The organism is Streptomyces sp. NPDC053474 (assembly GCF_044544845.1).
In the GTDB taxonomy this organism is placed as follows: domain Bacteria; phylum Actinomycetota; class Actinomycetes; order Streptomycetales; family Streptomycetaceae; genus Streptomyces.
The window spans coordinates 87,261-102,414 of the sequence record NZ_JBITXV010000005.1 but is presented as its reverse complement, the minus strand read 5'-3'; the positions used below and the strand labels follow the sequence as shown (position 1 = coordinate 102,414).

Genomic DNA, 15,154 nt, shown 5'->3' with positions numbered 1-15,154 from the left:
GCCCATGTCCGTCGCCGAGGACTTCACCACCCTCTACGGATACGAACCCGCCGGGGTGTGGGCGGCACCGGGCCGCGTCAACCTCATCGGCGAGTACACGGACTTCAACGAGGGCTTCGTGATGCCGCTCGCCCTGCCGCACACCGCGGTGGCCGCGGTCGCCCGCCGCGACGACGGGATCCTGCGGCTGCACTCCGCCGACGTCGAGGGACCCGTCGTCGAACTCGCCGTGGCCGCTCTGGAGCCGCTCTCCGACAGCGGCGGCTGGGCCGCCTACCCCGCCGGTGTCGTCTGGGCGCTGCGCGCGGCCGGGCACCCGGTCGGCGGCGCGGATCTGCACCTGGCCTCCACCGTGCCGACCGGGGCGGGCCTGTCCTCCTCGGCGGCCCTGGAGGTGGTGACGGCCCTCGCCCTGAACGACCTCTACGAACTCGGCCTGGACCGGCGGGAGTTGGCGCTCGTCGCCCAGCGCGCCGAGAACGCGTTCGTGGGCGTGCCCTGCGGCGTCATGGACCAGACGGCGTCCGCCGTCTGCGAGCCCGGCCACGTGCTGCACCTCGACTGCCGCGACCTGTCCGTGCGCCAGGTTCCCTTCGACCTCGCCGCGCACGGACTGCGCCTCCTCGTCGTCGACACGCGCGTCAAGCACGAGCTGGGCGACGGGGCGTACGCCGAGCGGCGCGCGGGCTGCGAGGCCGGGGCGCGCGCGCTCGGCGTGACCCATCTGCGGGACGTCCCGTACGCCGAACTCCCCGCGGCCCTCGACCGCTTGACCGAGGACCGCGTCCGCCGCTACGTACGCCACGTCGTCTCCGACGACCACCGGGTCGAGCGGGTCGCGGCGCTCCTCGACGCGGGCGACGTGCGCGGCATCGGCCCGCTCCTCACCGAAGGCCACGCCTCCCTCCGGGACGACCTGCGCATCTCCTGTCCCGAACTCGACCTCGTCGTCTCGGTGGCGGGGGAGGCGGGGGCGCTGGGTGCGCGGATGACCGGGGGTGGGTTCGGGGGCTCCGCGATCGTCCTCGCGGAGGCGGGCGAGACGGAGGCCCTCGCGAAGGCCCTCCGCACCGCCTTCGCCCGGGCGGGCTTCCCCGAGCCCCGCGTCTTCGAGGCGGAGCCTTCGCCCGGGGCACGCCGCCTGGCCTAGCCCTCGCGGGTGGCGCCCCAGACCCGCCCCTTCCCGATTCCTGGGGGCTCCGCCCCCAGACCCCCGCTCCTCAAACGCCGGAGGGGCTGAAAGATCTGCCGCAACCGGCGACAGTTCTAGCCCGTCCGGCGTTTGAGGACGAGGCGCGGAGCGCCGAAAAGGGCGGGGGCACGGGGGCGGCAGCCCCCGGTTCGGGAAGGGGCGGGTCTGGGGCGCACCCGCGAGGGCTAGCCCAAGCGCTTCGTCAGGGTGTACTCCGTGGCGCCCCGAGGGTAGTCGGGGATGGCGCACACTACCGCGTAGCCCTGCTTCTCGTAGAACGCGGGCGCCTGGAAGTCCCAGGTCTCCAACCGCGAGTTGAGACAGCCACGCTCCGCCACAGCCACCCCCTCCGCCCGCGCGAGCAACCGCGCGCCGAGCCCCGCGCCCCGCGCGCCCGGCGCGACCCAGAGCAGACTCACGTGCAGCCACCCCGCCCACGTGTGCCCGGACAGGCCCCCGACCAGCGCGTCGTCGTCCCCCAACGCCCAGATGCCGAGGGGAACTTCCCGCTCGGCGGGGGTCCCCCGCATCGCCCGCAGCACGGGTGAGGCGTCTGTATTGGCCGCCCGCAGCCGCGCCCGAAGCAGACGAAGCCGTTCTTTGTCGACTCCTGTCTCAATACGAAACATACGGCTCACCATAAACGCGCCGGACAATCAGTTCTGCAAATCCACTTCCGCTCCGGGCCCCCGTCCGTACTCTGAAGGACAGCGCCGGTGGGGGCCGGCGCCGTTCAGGGGGCGAGACAGTCGGGTACGACGCCCGGCCTGGGGGTGGCAGTCACAGCACGGCGGCGGCCGTGCGGCTGTGGCGCTCCCTCGTGCCGGGCGCCGTATCCGCACTTGGTCCACCGTCCTCCAGCCTGTGGGGGTTTCCGTGGTTCGTATCCGAGTCCTGGTCGTCGACGACCATCGCATCTTCGCCGAGTCGCTCGCGGCCGCGCTCGCCGCCGAGCCCGACGTGGACGTGTCCGCCGCGGGCAGCGGCCCGGCGGCGCTGCGCTGCCTTGACCGCGCGGCCGCCGAGGGCCGCAGATACGACGTGCTGCTCGTCGACGCCGACCTCGGCGGCACCGCACCCGTGCTGCACAGCGCGGCCCGCCCGGCGGTGCCCGTGCACGACGGCCAGGCGGACGGGCTCGTGGACGGCATCTCCCTGGTCACGGGCGTCCGTTCGGCGCAGCCCGCCGTGCGGACCGTCGTCCTCGCGGAGAAGGACGACCCGCGCCGCGCCGCGCTCGCGCTCCAGGCCGGGGCCTCGGGCTGGGTGGCGAAGGACTGCTCCCTGTCCCGGCTGCTCACCGTCATCCGCGGGGTCCTGCGGGACGAGACGCATCTGCCGCCCGCCCTGCTCACCGGCGTCCTGCGCGAGCTGACGGCCGCCCGCAAGCACCGTACGGAGTCCGAGCGGCTCGTGGAGTCCCTGACGCCGCGCGAGCGCGAGGTCCTTCGCTGCATGGTCGCGGGCCTCGGCCGCAAGGCCGTCGCGGAACGCCTCTTCCTGTCCCCGCACACCGTCCGCACCCACATGCAGAACGTGCTCGGCAAACTCGGCGTGCACTCCACGCTCGCCGCCGTCGCCCTCGCCCGCAGGGCCGGGGTCGGGCCCGTCGACCTAGCCGGGGACGTTGTCGAACGGGGCGGTCAACTGGCGTAGCAGCGCCGCCAGTTCACCGCGCTGGGCGCGCGACAGCTCGCCGAGGATCGCCCGCTCCTGCTCAAGCAGTCCCGCGAGGGCCTGGTCGGCGCGGTCGCGGCCCTCGTCGGTGAGCCGCACGAGCACGCCGCGGCGGTCGCTCGGGTCCGGCAGGCGCTCCACGAGCCCCTTCTTGGCGAGCCGGTCGATGCGGTTCGTCATCGTGCCCGAGGTCACCAGGGTCTGGGTGAGGAGCTGGCCCGGAGACAGCTGATAGGGGGCGCCCGCGCGTCTGAGCGACGTCAGTACGTCGAACTCCCAGGGCTCCAGCTCGTGCTCGGAGAACGCCAGCCGACGTGCCCGGTCGAGATGGCGCGCCAGCCTGCTCACGCGGCTCAGCACCTCGAGCGGTTCCACGTCGAGGTCAGGGCGCTCCCGACGCCATGCAGCGACCAGCCGGTCGACCTCGTCCTCCATGACGATCAGTGTAGGGGGTCTGTCGACATGAAGTCTCTTGACGTCAAGATAGTCGGGGGGTGAGGATGGCGACGACCGATCGGCACGTCCAGTCCGTACGGGGTGGCCGTACGGCGGGTGTCCGCACGCCCCGGTAGTGCGCGCCGCGCACACCCCGGGCCGCGCGAACGCCCGCCGCCGCGCCCCTCACGACCCCGCCCACCCGCACCCGCGCCCGTCCGCACCCGTGCCTGTACTGCCCCGCCCGCCCGCCCGCCCGCACCCGCGCCCGCCCGCACCCGCGCCCGCCCGCACCCGCGCCCGTCCGTACCCGTGCCTGTCCGCCGCCGCGCCCCGTACTGCCCCGTCCGTCCGTATCCGTGCCTGTCCGCGCCCGTGCCTGTACTGCCCCGCCCGTCCGCGCCCGTGCCTGTACTGCCCTGCCCGTCCGCATCCGTGCCTGTCCGCCGCCGTGCCTGTACTGCCCTGCCCGTCCGTACCCGTGCCGGTCCGCCGCCGGGCCCCGTACGGCCCCGTCCGTCCGTACCCGTGCCGGTCCGTACCCGTGCCCGTACTGCCCCGCCTGTCCGTACCGTGCCTGTCCGCCGCCGCGCCCGTACAGCCCCGCTCGTACGGCCCGCCCGTGCGCCGCAGAGGAGCCCTCTCATGCCGTCCACGCCGCTTCCCGCGTCTCCCACCTGGGACCCGAACCAGTACCTGCGCCACGCGGGCCACCGCAACCGCGCCCTCACCGATCTGCTCGCCCACGTCAGCCCGCCCGCCGACGGGCGGCCCCCGCGCATCGCCGACCTCGGCTGCGGGCCCGGCAACTCCACCGCGCTCATCGCCGAGCGCTGGCCCGGCGCGCACATCACCGGCTACGACAACTCGCCCGAGATGCTGGAACGCGCCGCCGACCACGCCGGGGCCACGCCCGGCGGGGGCCGCGTGGACTTCGCCCACGCCGACCTCGCCCGGTGGACGCCGCCGGAGCCGTACGACCTGATCCTGTCCAACGCCACCTTCCAGTGGGTGCCCGGGCACGCCGACTCCTTCGCCACCTGGATCGACGCCCTCACGCCCGGCGGCACCTTCGCCTTCCAGGTCCCCGCCAACTTCGACGCGCCCAGCCACGCGCTGATGCGGGACCTCGCGGCGGCGCCGCGCTGGCGCGAACGCCTCGCCGGGAGCCTGCGCCACGCCGACGCCGTCCTCGAACCCGCCGCCTACCTCGACCTCCTCAGTGGGCTCGGCTGCGCCGCCGACGTCTGGGAGACCACCTACCTCCAGGTCCTGCCCGGTCAGGACGCGGTCCTCGACTGGGTCAAGGGCACCGGGCTCCGGCCCGTCCTCACGGCCCTCGCCGACGACCCCCGGGCCACCGAGGACTTCCTCACCGAGTACGGCGCCCTCCTGCGCGAGGCCTACCCCCGGCGGGGCCACGGCACGGTCTTCCCCTTCCGCCGCCTCTTCGCGGTGGCCCGCACGGCGACGGGGGGCGCGTGATGCTGACCGCCATCGACCATGTGCAGCTGGCCGCGCCGCCCGGCAGCGAGCCGATCCTCCGCGCCTTCTACGGGGACGTCCTCGGGATGACCGAGGTGCCCAAGCCGCGGGGGCTCGCGGGGCGGGGCGGCTGCTGGTTCCAGGCCGGGGCGGTGCGGCTGCACGTCGGGGTCGAGGACGGGTTCCGGCCCGCGCGCAAGGCCCATCCCGGGCTGCGGGTCACCGGCATCGACGCGTACGCCGACCGGCTCGTGGCCCATGGGGTCGGCGTCGTCTGGGACGACGCGCTCCCTGGCCACCGCCGCTTCTACGCCCACGATCCCGCAGGCAACCGCCTGGAGTTCCTGGAACCCTCTCCCCGGGCCTGAGCCCCGCCTGGGGCCCTCGGGCCGTGCCCCAGGCGCCCTCCACGCCACCCGCCACCCCGGCGACACGGGGCTGCGCTGCGCGCCGCCGGGGCAGTCCCACCCACCCGCCCAACAGGGGGCCAGAGGCCCTGGCCCCGCAGGCCCCCACCCCGAAGCCAGGCTTCACCGGGCCAGGGCGGCCCCGCCACCCGCCCCGCCCGGTACGAGTTCCGCAGGGCACCACCGACGGCCCCCTCGCCGGGGCCAAGCCGCGTAGTGCCGGGGCAGCCCCACCGCCCGCCCCCGCCCAGGACGGGAGTCCATGGGCGCCACCTGTACGTCGGGGTAGTTCCCCCCGGGCCCTTCGCCCGGGAAGAGGGGGTGGTGCAGGGCGCCACCCGCAAACGCCTCCGCCGAGGCCAGGCCGCCCGAGGCTGGGAGCAGTCCCACCACCCGCCCCCACCCGGGGCGGGGCCGCATGGGGCTTGAGCAGTCCGGGCCGGGGGCTATGGGGCATCACCGGCAAGGGTTCCGCGTCGGGGCCGGGTCGGCAGAGCTGAGCCGGGTGGGAGACATCTGCGGGGGCAGCACCCCGCGTCGGGGCCGGGCTTCGCACGCCGAGGGTGGTCCCGCCCGGCTCAGCTCGGCGTGGGCCTGCCCCGGCTGGCGTGCAGCGCGGTCCCGTGCCGCCGGGCTGGGGGACGGGGCATCACCGGCATGCGCTCCGCGCCGGGGCCGGGCCGTGCAATGCCGGGGGCGGTCCCACCGCCCGCCGTTGCCCGGGCGGGGTGGGGGCGCTACCGGGAAGCGTCCCGTACCGGGCGCAGCCTGGGGCGGAGGTTGGAGGGACATCACCGGCATGCGCTTTGCGCCGGGGCCGGGCTATGGAAGCCGGGGGTGGTCCCAGCCCTCGCCCCCTTGCCCGGGGTGGGGGCCGGGGCGCCACCGGCAAGTTCCCCGTACCCGGGGTAGGTCGTGCGCAGCCTGGAGCGGAGGCTGGAGGGCATCACCGGCATGCGCTCCGCGCCGGGGCCGGGCGGGCGGGGGGAGAGCCGTCCGCTGTGGTGGCGCCGCGCGCTGAAACGGTGGCCTTGCAAGGCGGTGAGTGCCCGGCGGGAGAGCCTGGCCCGGTGGGGGCGGGTGGGTGGGACTGCCCGGCGGCGCGCAGCGCAAGCCCCGTCACCGGGCAGCAGCGTGGGGTACCGGTGGCGAGCGCCCCGCGCCGTGGGCCAGGGAGTTTCGGGCGGGTGGGTGGGAGAGGCTCCCGTCGCGGTAGCCGCGGGGGCGTGGGTCCGGGGGCGGTGTTTCGCGTCGGGGTCCGGCCTTGCAAGGCCGGGGAGTTTCGGGCGGGGGCGGTGTTCCGAGCCGGGGCCCGGCCTCGCAAGGCCGGGCGGGTAGGAGAGGCCTCCGCCGCCGTAGCCGCGAGATCGTGGGCCCGGGGGCCGTTTCGCGTCGGGGTCCGGCCTTGCAAGGCCGGGGAGCTTTGGGCGGGTGGGTGGGAGAGGCTCCCGTCGCGGTAGCCGCGGGGGCGTGGGCCCGAGGGCGGCGTTCCGAGCCGGGGTCCGGCCTCGCAAGGCGGGGGAGCTTCGGGCGGGCGGTGGGGGAGGCCCCCGCCGCCGTGGCGGTAGGGGCTTGGCGGGGCGTCGTCAGGACTTGCGGTGGCCTATCAGGCGCGGCTTCGGCTCCAGGCCGTCAAGCCCGTGCCAGGCCAGGTTGACCAGGTGCGCGGCCACCTCCGCCTTCTTGGGCTTGCGCACGTCCAGCCACCACTGCCCGGTCAGGGCCACGCTGCCGACCAGCGCCTGCGCGTACAGCGGCGCCAGCTTCGGATCGAAGCCACGGGTCTTGAACTCCTGCCCGAGGATGTCCTCGACCTGCGTCGCGATGTCGGAGATCAGCGAGGCGAAGGAGCCCGTGGACTGCGGGATGGGGGAGTCGCGGACCAGGATGCGGAAGCCGTCCGTGTACTCCTCGATGTAGTCGAGGAGGGCGAAGGCCGCCTGCTCGCACAGCTCCCGCGGATGCCCGGCGGTCAGGGACCCCGTCACCATGCCGAGGAGCTGGCGCATCTCGCGGTCCACGACCACCGCGTACAGGCCCTCCTTGCCGCCGAAGTGCTCGTACACCACCGGCTTGGAGACACCGGCCTTCGCCGCGATCTCCTCGACCGAGGTGCCTTCGAAGCCCTTGGCGGCAAACAGGGTGCGGCCGATGTCCAGCAGCTGTTCGCGGCGCTCGGCGCCGGTCATACGGGTCCGGCGGGTACGCCGGGGCTTGTCGTTGTTCGAATTCGACGGGCTCTTCGGGGCCCGGGAGGAGCCCTTCGTGCCCGGAGTGCTGGAGTCGGTCGCCACAGGTTCCATCATGCCGCGTCAGCGGCCCGACGGTTGCCAGGGGCATCGATCGCGTCGGCCGGCTTGCGGCGCGCGTCGAGCCGGGACTCCGACGGCCAGCGCACGTCGTACGCCCAGCCGAACTGTTCGAACCAGCGGATCAGACGCGCGGAGGAGTCGATCTGCCCCCGCATCACCCCGTGGCGCGCGGACGTCGGGTCGGCGTGGTGCAGGTTGTGCCAGGACTCGCCGCAGGACAGGACGGCCAGCCACCACACGTTCCCCGAGCGGTCGCGGGACTTGAAGGGCCGCTTGCCCACCGCGTGGCAGATGGAGTTGATGGACCACGTCACATGGTGCAGCAGCGACACCCGCACGAGTGAGCCCCAGAAGAACGCCGTGGCCGCGCCCCACCACGACATCGTCACCAGACCGCCCACCAGCGGCGGGAAGAGCAGCGACACCAGCGTCCACAGCACGAACTGACGCGAGACGGCACGGATCGCCGGGTCCTTGATCAGATCCGGCGCGTACTTCTCCTGCGACGTCTGCTCCTGGTCGAACAGCCAGCCGATGTGCGCCCACCACAGGCCCTTCATCAGGGCGGGCACCGTCTCGCCGTACCGCCACGGGGAGTGCGGGTCGCCCTCCGCGTCGGAGAACTTGTGGTGCTTGCGGTGGTCGGCCACCCAGCGCACCAGCGGGCCCTCGACCGCGAGCGAACCCATCACCGCCAGCGCGATCCGCAGCGGACGCTTGGCCTTGAACGAGCCGTGCGTGAAGTACCGGTGGAAACCGATCGTGATGCCGTGACAGCCCACGAAGTACATGAAGACGAGCAGACCCAGATCGAGCCAGCTCACCCCCCAGCCCCAGGCCAGCGGCACCGCCGCGACCAGGGCGACAAAGGGGACAGCGATGAACAGGAGCAGCGCGATCTGCTCCAGCGAGCCCTTCTGCTCGCCGCCCAGCGTCGCGGACGCGGCGGCGGGCGGGAGCGGGGCGCCGCCCGGCGCCCCCTTCGATTCGTCGATGACGTCGGGGCTTGTGGTCATTGGCTCCCCTGGGGGGTCGAGGGTGTGTACGCGGGCCATGTGCCATGAGAGCGAGTGCCCGCGCGGTGGCCGACGCATGCCGCGCCTACGGGACCGTAACCTACGGGCACGTAAGTATCGCAGCGCGCGGCCCCGCGGCAAGAGGCCGCGAGACAGCGGGAGTGCATCGACACCTATCCTTGGACCGGTCGGACAGCGCGGTCCGCTCTGTTATCTCCCCCGGTTCACCCACCGGGACCCCTCCCAGACGTGCCCACCGTCTCCCACCCCGCGAGGGCCGGGATTCACCGCAAGGAGCCGCACCTGTGAGCAGTGCCGACGACCAGACCGCCCCGCAGGCCGCCGCGAGCACCGCGACGACCACGGCCACCAGCGAGCTGCGCGCCGACATCCGCCGCCTCGGCGACCTCCTCGGCGAGACCCTCGTCCGCCAGGAAGGCCCCGAGCTCCTCGACCTCGTCGAGAAGGTCCGCCGCCTCACCCGCGAGGACGGCGAGGCCGCCGCCAAGCTCCTCGGCGGCACCGAGCTGGAGACCGCCGCCAAGCTGGTACGGGCCTTCTCCACCTACTTCCACCTCGCGAACGTCACCGAGCAGGTGCACCGCGGCCGCGAGCTGCGCGCCCGCCGCGCCGCCGAGGGCGGCCTGCTCGCCCGCACCGCGGACCGGCTCAAGGACGCCGACCCCGAGCACCTGCGCCAGACCGTCGAGCACCTCAACGTGCGCCCGGTCTTCACCGCCCACCCCACCGAGGCCGCCCGCCGCTCCGTCCTCAACAAGCTGCGCCGCGTCGCCGAGCTCCTGGAAACCCCGGTCATCCCCTCCGACCGGCGCCGCCACGACATCCGCCTCGCCGAGAACATCGACCTCGTCTGGCAGACCGACGAACTGCGCGTGGTCCGCCCCGAGCCCGCCGACGAGGCCCGCAACGCCATCTACTACCTCGACGAACTCCACGCCGGAGCCGTCGGCGACGTCCTGGAGGACCTCACCGCGGAACTGGAGCGCGTCGGCGTCCAGCTGCCCGAAGGCACCCGCCCGCTGACCTTCGGCACCTGGATCGGCGGCGACCGCGACGGCAACCCCAACGTGACGCCCGACGTCACCTGGGACATCCTGATCCTCCAGCACGAGCACGGCATCAACGACGCCCTCGACACCGTCGACGAACTCCGCAGCTTCCTGTCGAACTCCATCCGCTACACCGGCGCCACCGAGGAACTCCTCGCCTCCCTCCAGGCCGACCTCGAGCGACTGCCCGAGATCAGCCCCCGCTACAAGCGCCTCAACGCCGAGGAGCCCTACCGCCTCAAGGCCACCTGCGTCCGCCAGAAGCTGGAGAACACCAAGCAGCGCCTGGCCAAGGGCACCGCGCACGAACCCGGCCGCGACTACCTGGGCACCACCGAGCTCCTGCACGACCTCACGCTCATCCAGACGTCGCTGCGCGCCCACAAGGGCGCCCTCTTCGCCGACGGCCGCATGAACCGCACCATCCGCACCCTCGCCGCCTTCGGCCTCCAGCTCGCCACCATGGACGTACGCGAACACGCCGACGCCCACCACCACGCCCTCGGCCAGCTCTTCGACCGCCTCGGCGAGGAGTCCTGGCGCTACGCCGACATGCCGCGCGAGTACCGGCAGAAGCTGCTCGCCAAGGAGCTCCGGTCCCGCCGCCCGCTCGCGCCCTCCCCGGCCCCCCTCGACGCCGCGGGACAGAAGACCCTCGGCGTCTTCGCCACGGTCAAGAAGGCCCTGGAGGTCTTCGGCCCCGAGGTCATCGAGTCGTACATCATCTCCATGTGCCAGGGCGCCGACGACGTCTTCGCCGCCGCCGTCCTCGCCCGCGAGGCAGGCCTGCTCGACCTGCACGCGGGCTGGGCCAAGATCGGCATCGTGCCCCTCCTGGAGACCACCGACGAGCTGCGCGCCGCCGACGTCATCCTCGACGAGATGCTCGCCGACCCCTCCTACCGCCGCCTCGTCGCCCTGCGCGGCGACGTCCAGGAGGTCATGCTCGGCTACTCCGACTCCTCCAAGTTCGGCGGCATCACCACCAGCCAGTGGGAGATCCACCGCGCCCAGCGCCGCCTGCGCGACGTCGCCCACCGCTACGGCGTGCGCCTGCGCCTCTTCCACGGCCGCGGCGGTACCGTCGGCCGCGGCGGCGGCCCCTCGCACGACGCGATCCTCGCCCAGCCCTGGGGCACCCTCGAAGGCGAGATCAAGGTCACCGAGCAGGGCGAAGTCATCTCCGACAAGTACCTGGTGCCCTCGCTCGCCCGCGAGAACCTGGAACTCACCGTGGCCGCCACCCTCCAGGCCTCCGTCCTGCACACCGCCCCGCGCCAGTCCGACGAGGCCCTCGCCCGCTGGGACGCCGCCATGGACGTCGTCTCCGACGCCGCCCACGCCGCGTACCGCAAGCTGGTCGAGGACCCGGACCTGCCGACCTACTTCCTCGCCTCCACGCCGGTCGACCAGCTCGCCGACCTGCACCTGGGCTCCCGGCCCTCCCGCCGCCCCGGCTCGGGCGTCTCGCTCGACGGCCTGCGCGCCATCCCGTGGGTCTTCGGCTGGACCCAGTCGCGGCAGATCGTCCCCGGCTGGTTCGGCGTCGGCTCAGGCCTCAAGGCCCTGCGCGAAGCGGGCCTGGACACCGTCCTGGACGAGATGCACGAGCACTGGCACTTCTTCCGCAACTTCATCTCCAACGTCGAGATGACCCTGGCCAAGACCGACCTCAGGATCGCCCGGCACTACGTCGACTCCCTCGTCCCCGACGACCTCAAGCACATCTTCGCCACCATCGAGGCCGAACACGAGCTGACCGTCCGCGAAGTCCTCCGCGTCACCGGCGAGCAGGAACTCCTCGACGCCCAGCCCGTGCTCCGCCAGACCTTCGCCATCCGCGACGCCTACCTCGACCCGATCTCCTACCTCCAGGTCGCCCTCCTCAAGCGCCAGCGCGAGACGGTAGCCGCCGACGGCGAAGTCGACCCGCTGCTCGCCCGCGCCCTGCTGCTCACCGTCAACGGCGTCGCCGCCGGACTGCGCAACACCGGCTGACCCCGGCGCACGCCCGAACGGCCCGTACCGTTGAAAGGCCGTACCGTTGAAAGGCCCCGCACCCTCCCGGTGCGGGGCCTTTCAGGTGAAAAGTGCGGTTAACGCCTTGTCGTAGCGGTGCGGGCGGACGCGGCCGCCCCACAGTTGACCCGTCCTCAGGTCCCCTCGTGGTCGGAAGTGCTGTGGTCCTCCTCGCCCACCGGTACCGTCGCGCGCTCGGCGCCACGGTGGCCGTCCTGCTCGCCGCCCTCGCGGCGCTCGCCCTGGTCCCCAACGACAGCGCGGCCCGCGCCGACGCCCGCATGAACGTCCGCCTCGACCCCGGCACCACGCCGGTGCCGTCCGGCGACCACGTCACCTACAACGGCTTCATCCAGTGCTCCATCCCCGGAGACTGCCAGTCGGTGACCGTCACCTTCACCCCGCCGCCCGGCGCCTCCGGCAAGGGCGTGATCTCCCAGCCCTACCCGCCCGGCGTCACCGGCGTCACCGCCCACGACGACGGCAGCGTCACCGTCACCTACAGCTCCATCGCCAGCGGCCAGAGCTCACAGCTCACCGTCAGCTGGCCCACCGAGGACTACTGGACGCCCCCCGGCGACCAGCGCGCGAGCATGTCCGCGACCGCCACCAACGGCGACGGCACCCCCAGCACCGACGACGCCGTCGTCGAGGTCACCGCCGAACCCAACCCGGCCGTCCGCAAGGAAGGCCCCTCCCGCGCCCGCCCCGGCGAGACCATCACCTACAAGGTCACCGCCACCAACGACCCGCGCAACACCAACCGCCCCCGCGGCAACCTCGCCCTGGAGAACGCCGTCCTCACCGACGTCCTCCCCGAAGGCGTCGACCTCGTCGACGCCACCCCCGCCGGATACACCTACGACCCCGCAACCCGCACCATCAGCTGGCCCGTCGACACCGAACCCGACCGCCCCGGCGACCAGCTCGCCCAGGTCAAGACCTACCCCTACGGCGTCGTCCACGAAATCCGGGTCAAGGTCCGCGACAGCGTCGCCGACGGCACCACCCTCACCGACACCGCCACCATCAGCGGCGACCCCTTCGGCCCCAGCACCGAAGAGATCACCAAGTCCGACAAGGCCGACACCGTCGTCGGCACCGGCGGCGGCGAAGTCTCCGGCACCCTCGACAAATCCGTCGACACCCCTCTCGCCGCCGACGGCCAGCTCGTCAACTACTTCCTGCGCTTCGCCAACACCGGCACCGACGCCGCCGACGCCCGCCTCAGCGACACCCTCCCCACCGGCTTCACCGCCGAGAACCTCAGCCTCTACACCTCCTCATGGGGCACCTACTCCGGCGACTGGACCGTCCAGCTCACCCGCCGCGACGGCAGCACCGAGACCGTCACCCCCACCGGCCAGACCATCGACCTGCGCCAATTCGGCGACCTCGTGTCCGTACGCGTCGACGTCCCCCGCCTCCCCGCCGGCACCCACCTCATCGTCAAGATCGACGGCACCGCCGACGCCGACGCCCTGCCCGGCGGCAGCGGCGACGTCGACAACTGCGCCCGCCTGAACCTCACCGGCACCGCGGGCACCGCCGACGAAGAGTCCTGCACCAGCTTCCACATCGAACCCGAGGTCTCCCAGCCCGAGCTGACCAAGTCCACCGACCCCATCCCCGTCGGCCCCGGCGGCAGCCACACCTGGACCGTGACCCTCACCAACGACCGCTACCGCACCGGCTCCTCCCCGCTGCGCCCCCGCTACGTCGACCTGGTGCCGAGCCAGCTCTCGTACGTGAAGGGCTCCTGGACCCTCGCGGACGACCAGCCCGACTACTGCCCCGCCGCCGACCGCTTCACCGAGACCGTCTCCGAAGGCCCCGACGGCCGCACCCGCGTCGAACTCACCGCCGAACCCGGCGCCGAGATCCCCGCCGACGACTCCTCCTGCGTCTACACCTTCCGCACGACCGTCGAGCCGGGCGCCGCCAGTGGCACCTACGGCGGCTCCCCGGGCGACGCCGACTACAAGGGCAACCGCGCGGGCCTCTACGACGCCGAGCGGCCCGTCAACACCCGCAGGACCGACACCCACGACATCGACGGCGACGGCGACACCACCGAGAACGTCGCCGAGGCCACCGACGACTTCGCCATCGCCGAATCCTCCGCCCTGTTCGTCACCAAAGAGGTCAAGGGCGACAAGGACGACGCCTTCAAGGGCTCCGCGGAGGTCCCCGGCAAGGAGGACGAGGTCGGCCAGTCCACCATCGGCGGCACCGTCGAATACCGCACCGTCCTCGGCAACATGGGCAACACCGACCTCACCAACGTCGTCGCCTACGACCTGCTGCCCGCCCCCGGCACCTACGGCGTCACCAGCGGCCGCTACGAGGACGACGTGACCAGCCAGTGGCGCCCCACCCTCACCGGGCCCATCGACGCGGGCGGCGCCCCCGTGACCATCACCTACTCCGAGGAACCCGACCCCTGCCGCCCCGAGATGGACAACACCCCCGACAAGAGCGCGCCCTTCCAGTGCGGCGGCGAGATCGACCCCTCCTTCGTCCCCGCCGACGAGGTCACCGACTGGAGCCGGATCCGCTCCATCCGCTTCGACTTCGACGGGCACGTGTTCTCCGCCGGTGAGCGCTATACGCTGCGCTGGCTGATGGAGGTGCCGGAGAGCTCCCCGGGCGGGGAGCCGTTCGAGGGCGGGGAACGCACCTGGAACAAGATCGCCATCTCGGGCGACCGCCGCCAGCCGGACGGCTCCACGCGCGACCTCCTCGCCACCGAGGCCCCCTGGGTCGTCGACGAAGTCCAACCGGCCCCGTCCCCGTCCCCGTCACCTTCGCCGTCGGATTCCCCGTCCCCGTCCCCGTCGCCGTCGGACTCGCCGTCCCCGTCGCCTTCGCCGTCGGATTCCCCGTCCCCGTCGCCTTCGCCCTCTGACTCCCCGTCTCCGTCCCCGTCGCCGTCGGACTCGCCTTCGCCGTCCCCGTCCGACTCGCCGTCTCCGTCCCCGTCGCCCTCGGACTCCCCGTCCCCGTCGCCGTCCCCCTCTGACTCGCCGTCCCCGTCGCCGTCGGACTCGCCGTCGCCGTCGGACTCGCCGTCCCCGTCTCCCTCGCCGTCGGATTCCCCGTCTCCCTCTCCGTCGCCGTCGGACTCGCCTTCACCGTCGCCGTCCGACTCGCCGTCGCCGTCTGACTCCCCGTCGCCCTCGGATTCGCCGTCCCCGTCGCCCTCGGAGTCGGAGTCTCCCTCCCCGTCTCCGTCCGAGCCGACCGAACCGCCGTCGCCCTCGCCCTCACCGTCGGAGTCGACCCGGCCGCCGACGCTGCCGGACACCGGGTCCGGGGGAGCGTGGCTGGCCTCGGGGATCGCGGCGGCGCTGCTCGCGGCAGGCGCGTTGCTCGCGGCGATCGCCCGCAGGCGCCGGGAGGAACAGGGCCACCTGTGAGCTGAGCCCGCCCCGGACTGAAAACACCCCGCCCACCCGCCCCGAAAGGGGCGGGTGGGCGGGGGAACACCCGGACAACGGCGGGAAAGGCCGCCAGGTCGGGGCCGAGCCGGGTCACCGGG

Annotated in this window: 10 protein-coding genes; 6 read left to right on the top strand and 4 right to left on the bottom strand. The window is 73.5% G+C overall.

The features are described from left to right. The first annotated feature begins 4 nt into the window (after positions 1–4). Positions 5–1,150 (top strand): galactokinase, encoded by a 1,146-nt coding sequence (gene galK, locus ACIG3E_RS13275; RefSeq protein WP_399615052.1) that lies wholly within the window; start codon positions 5–7, stop codon positions 1,148–1,150. Between the two features lie 227 nt (positions 1,151–1,377). Here the strand turns inward: galK and ACIG3E_RS13270 are convergent, their stop codons facing one another. Next, the gene (locus tag ACIG3E_RS13270) at positions 1,378–1,833 is read right to left on the bottom strand and encodes a GNAT family N-acetyltransferase (protein WP_399615049.1); all 456 of its coding nucleotides are present in this window, start codon (positions 1,831–1,833) and stop codon (positions 1,378–1,380) included. Positions 1,834–2,068: 235 nt separating this feature from the next. On the opposite strand from ACIG3E_RS13270, the gene ACIG3E_RS13265 reads away from it, so the two are divergent. Further along, a complete protein-coding gene (locus tag ACIG3E_RS13265) occupies positions 2,069–2,848 on the top strand; it encodes a response regulator transcription factor (protein WP_138960158.1) in 780 nt (259 codons plus the stop codon). Here ACIG3E_RS13265 and tamR read toward each other — a convergent pair. Continuing rightward, on the bottom strand, positions 2,807–3,304 hold the full coding sequence (tamR, locus tag ACIG3E_RS13260) for a MarR family transcriptional regulator TamR (RefSeq protein WP_138960157.1): 498 nt from the start codon (positions 3,302–3,304) through the stop codon (positions 2,807–2,809). The two genes, ACIG3E_RS13265 and tamR, sit on opposite strands and share 42 nt — an antisense overlap. Before the next feature lie 645 nt (positions 3,305–3,949). On the opposite strand from tamR, the gene ACIG3E_RS13255 reads away from it, so the two are divergent. Together ACIG3E_RS13255 and ACIG3E_RS13250 are read left to right on the top strand one after the other, a co-directional pair. Continuing rightward, complete coding sequence (locus ACIG3E_RS13255) at positions 3,950–4,789, top strand: trans-aconitate 2-methyltransferase (RefSeq protein ID WP_399615046.1); 840 nt, start codon at positions 3,950–3,952, stop codon at positions 4,787–4,789. After that, positions 4,789–5,157, top strand: coding sequence for a VOC family protein (locus ACIG3E_RS13250; RefSeq protein WP_399615043.1), 369 nt, complete (start codon positions 4,789–4,791; stop codon positions 5,155–5,157). The genes ACIG3E_RS13255 and ACIG3E_RS13250 overlap by 1 nt, the downstream gene beginning before the upstream one ends. Positions 5,158–6,782: 1,625 nt before the next feature. On the opposite strand, the gene ACIG3E_RS13245 is transcribed toward ACIG3E_RS13250, so the two are convergent. Both ACIG3E_RS13245 and ACIG3E_RS13240 read right to left on the bottom strand, forming a co-directional pair. Further along, positions 6,783–7,502 carry a TetR/AcrR family transcriptional regulator gene (locus ACIG3E_RS13245; protein WP_399615041.1) on the bottom strand — a complete coding sequence of 240 codons (720 nt, stop codon included), beginning with the start codon at positions 7,500–7,502 and terminating at the stop codon, positions 6,783–6,785. Further along, entirely contained in the window at positions 7,499–8,524 is a 1,026-nt protein-coding gene (locus tag ACIG3E_RS13240; protein WP_399615039.1) for an acyl-CoA desaturase, read from the bottom strand. The genes ACIG3E_RS13245 and ACIG3E_RS13240 overlap by 4 nt, the downstream gene beginning before the upstream one ends. 305 nt (positions 8,525–8,829) lie before the next feature. Between ACIG3E_RS13240 and ppc the strand changes: the two genes are divergently transcribed. Both ppc and ACIG3E_RS13230 read left to right on the top strand, forming a co-directional pair. Beyond that, on the top strand, positions 8,830–11,592 hold the full coding sequence (ppc, locus tag ACIG3E_RS13235) for a phosphoenolpyruvate carboxylase (RefSeq protein ID WP_399615036.1): 2,763 nt from the start codon (positions 8,830–8,832) through the stop codon (positions 11,590–11,592). 167 nt (positions 11,593–11,759) lie between these two features. Further along, positions 11,760–15,032 (top strand): hypothetical protein, encoded by a 3,273-nt coding sequence (locus ACIG3E_RS13230; RefSeq protein WP_399615033.1) that lies wholly within the window; start codon positions 11,760–11,762, stop codon positions 15,030–15,032. Positions 15,033–15,154: the final 122 nt, after the last annotated feature.

Bases quoted from the DNA above. Each gene is read 5' to 3' on its own strand.
- tamR (WP_138960157.1), bottom strand. From the start codon at position 3,304: ATGGAGGACGAGGTCGACCGGCTGGTCGCTGCATGGCGTCGGGAGCGC.
- ACIG3E_RS13255 (WP_399615046.1), top strand. From the start codon at position 3,950: ATGCCGTCCACGCCGCTTCCCGCGTCTCCCACCTGGGACCCGAACCAG.
- galK (WP_399615052.1), top strand. From the start codon at position 5: ATGTCCGTCGCCGAGGACTTCACCACCCTCTACGGATACGAACCCGCC.
- ACIG3E_RS13240 (WP_399615039.1), bottom strand. From the start codon at position 8,524: ATGACCACAAGCCCCGACGTCATCGACGAATCGAAGGGGGCGCCGGGC.
- ACIG3E_RS13245 (WP_399615041.1), bottom strand. From the start codon at position 7,502: ATGATGGAACCTGTGGCGACCGACTCCAGCACTCCGGGCACGAAGGGC.
- ACIG3E_RS13250 (WP_399615043.1), top strand. From the start codon at position 4,789: ATGCTGACCGCCATCGACCATGTGCAGCTGGCCGCGCCGCCCGGCAGC.
- ACIG3E_RS13270 (WP_399615049.1), bottom strand. From the start codon at position 1,833: ATGGTGAGCCGTATGTTTCGTATTGAGACAGGAGTCGACAAAGAACGG.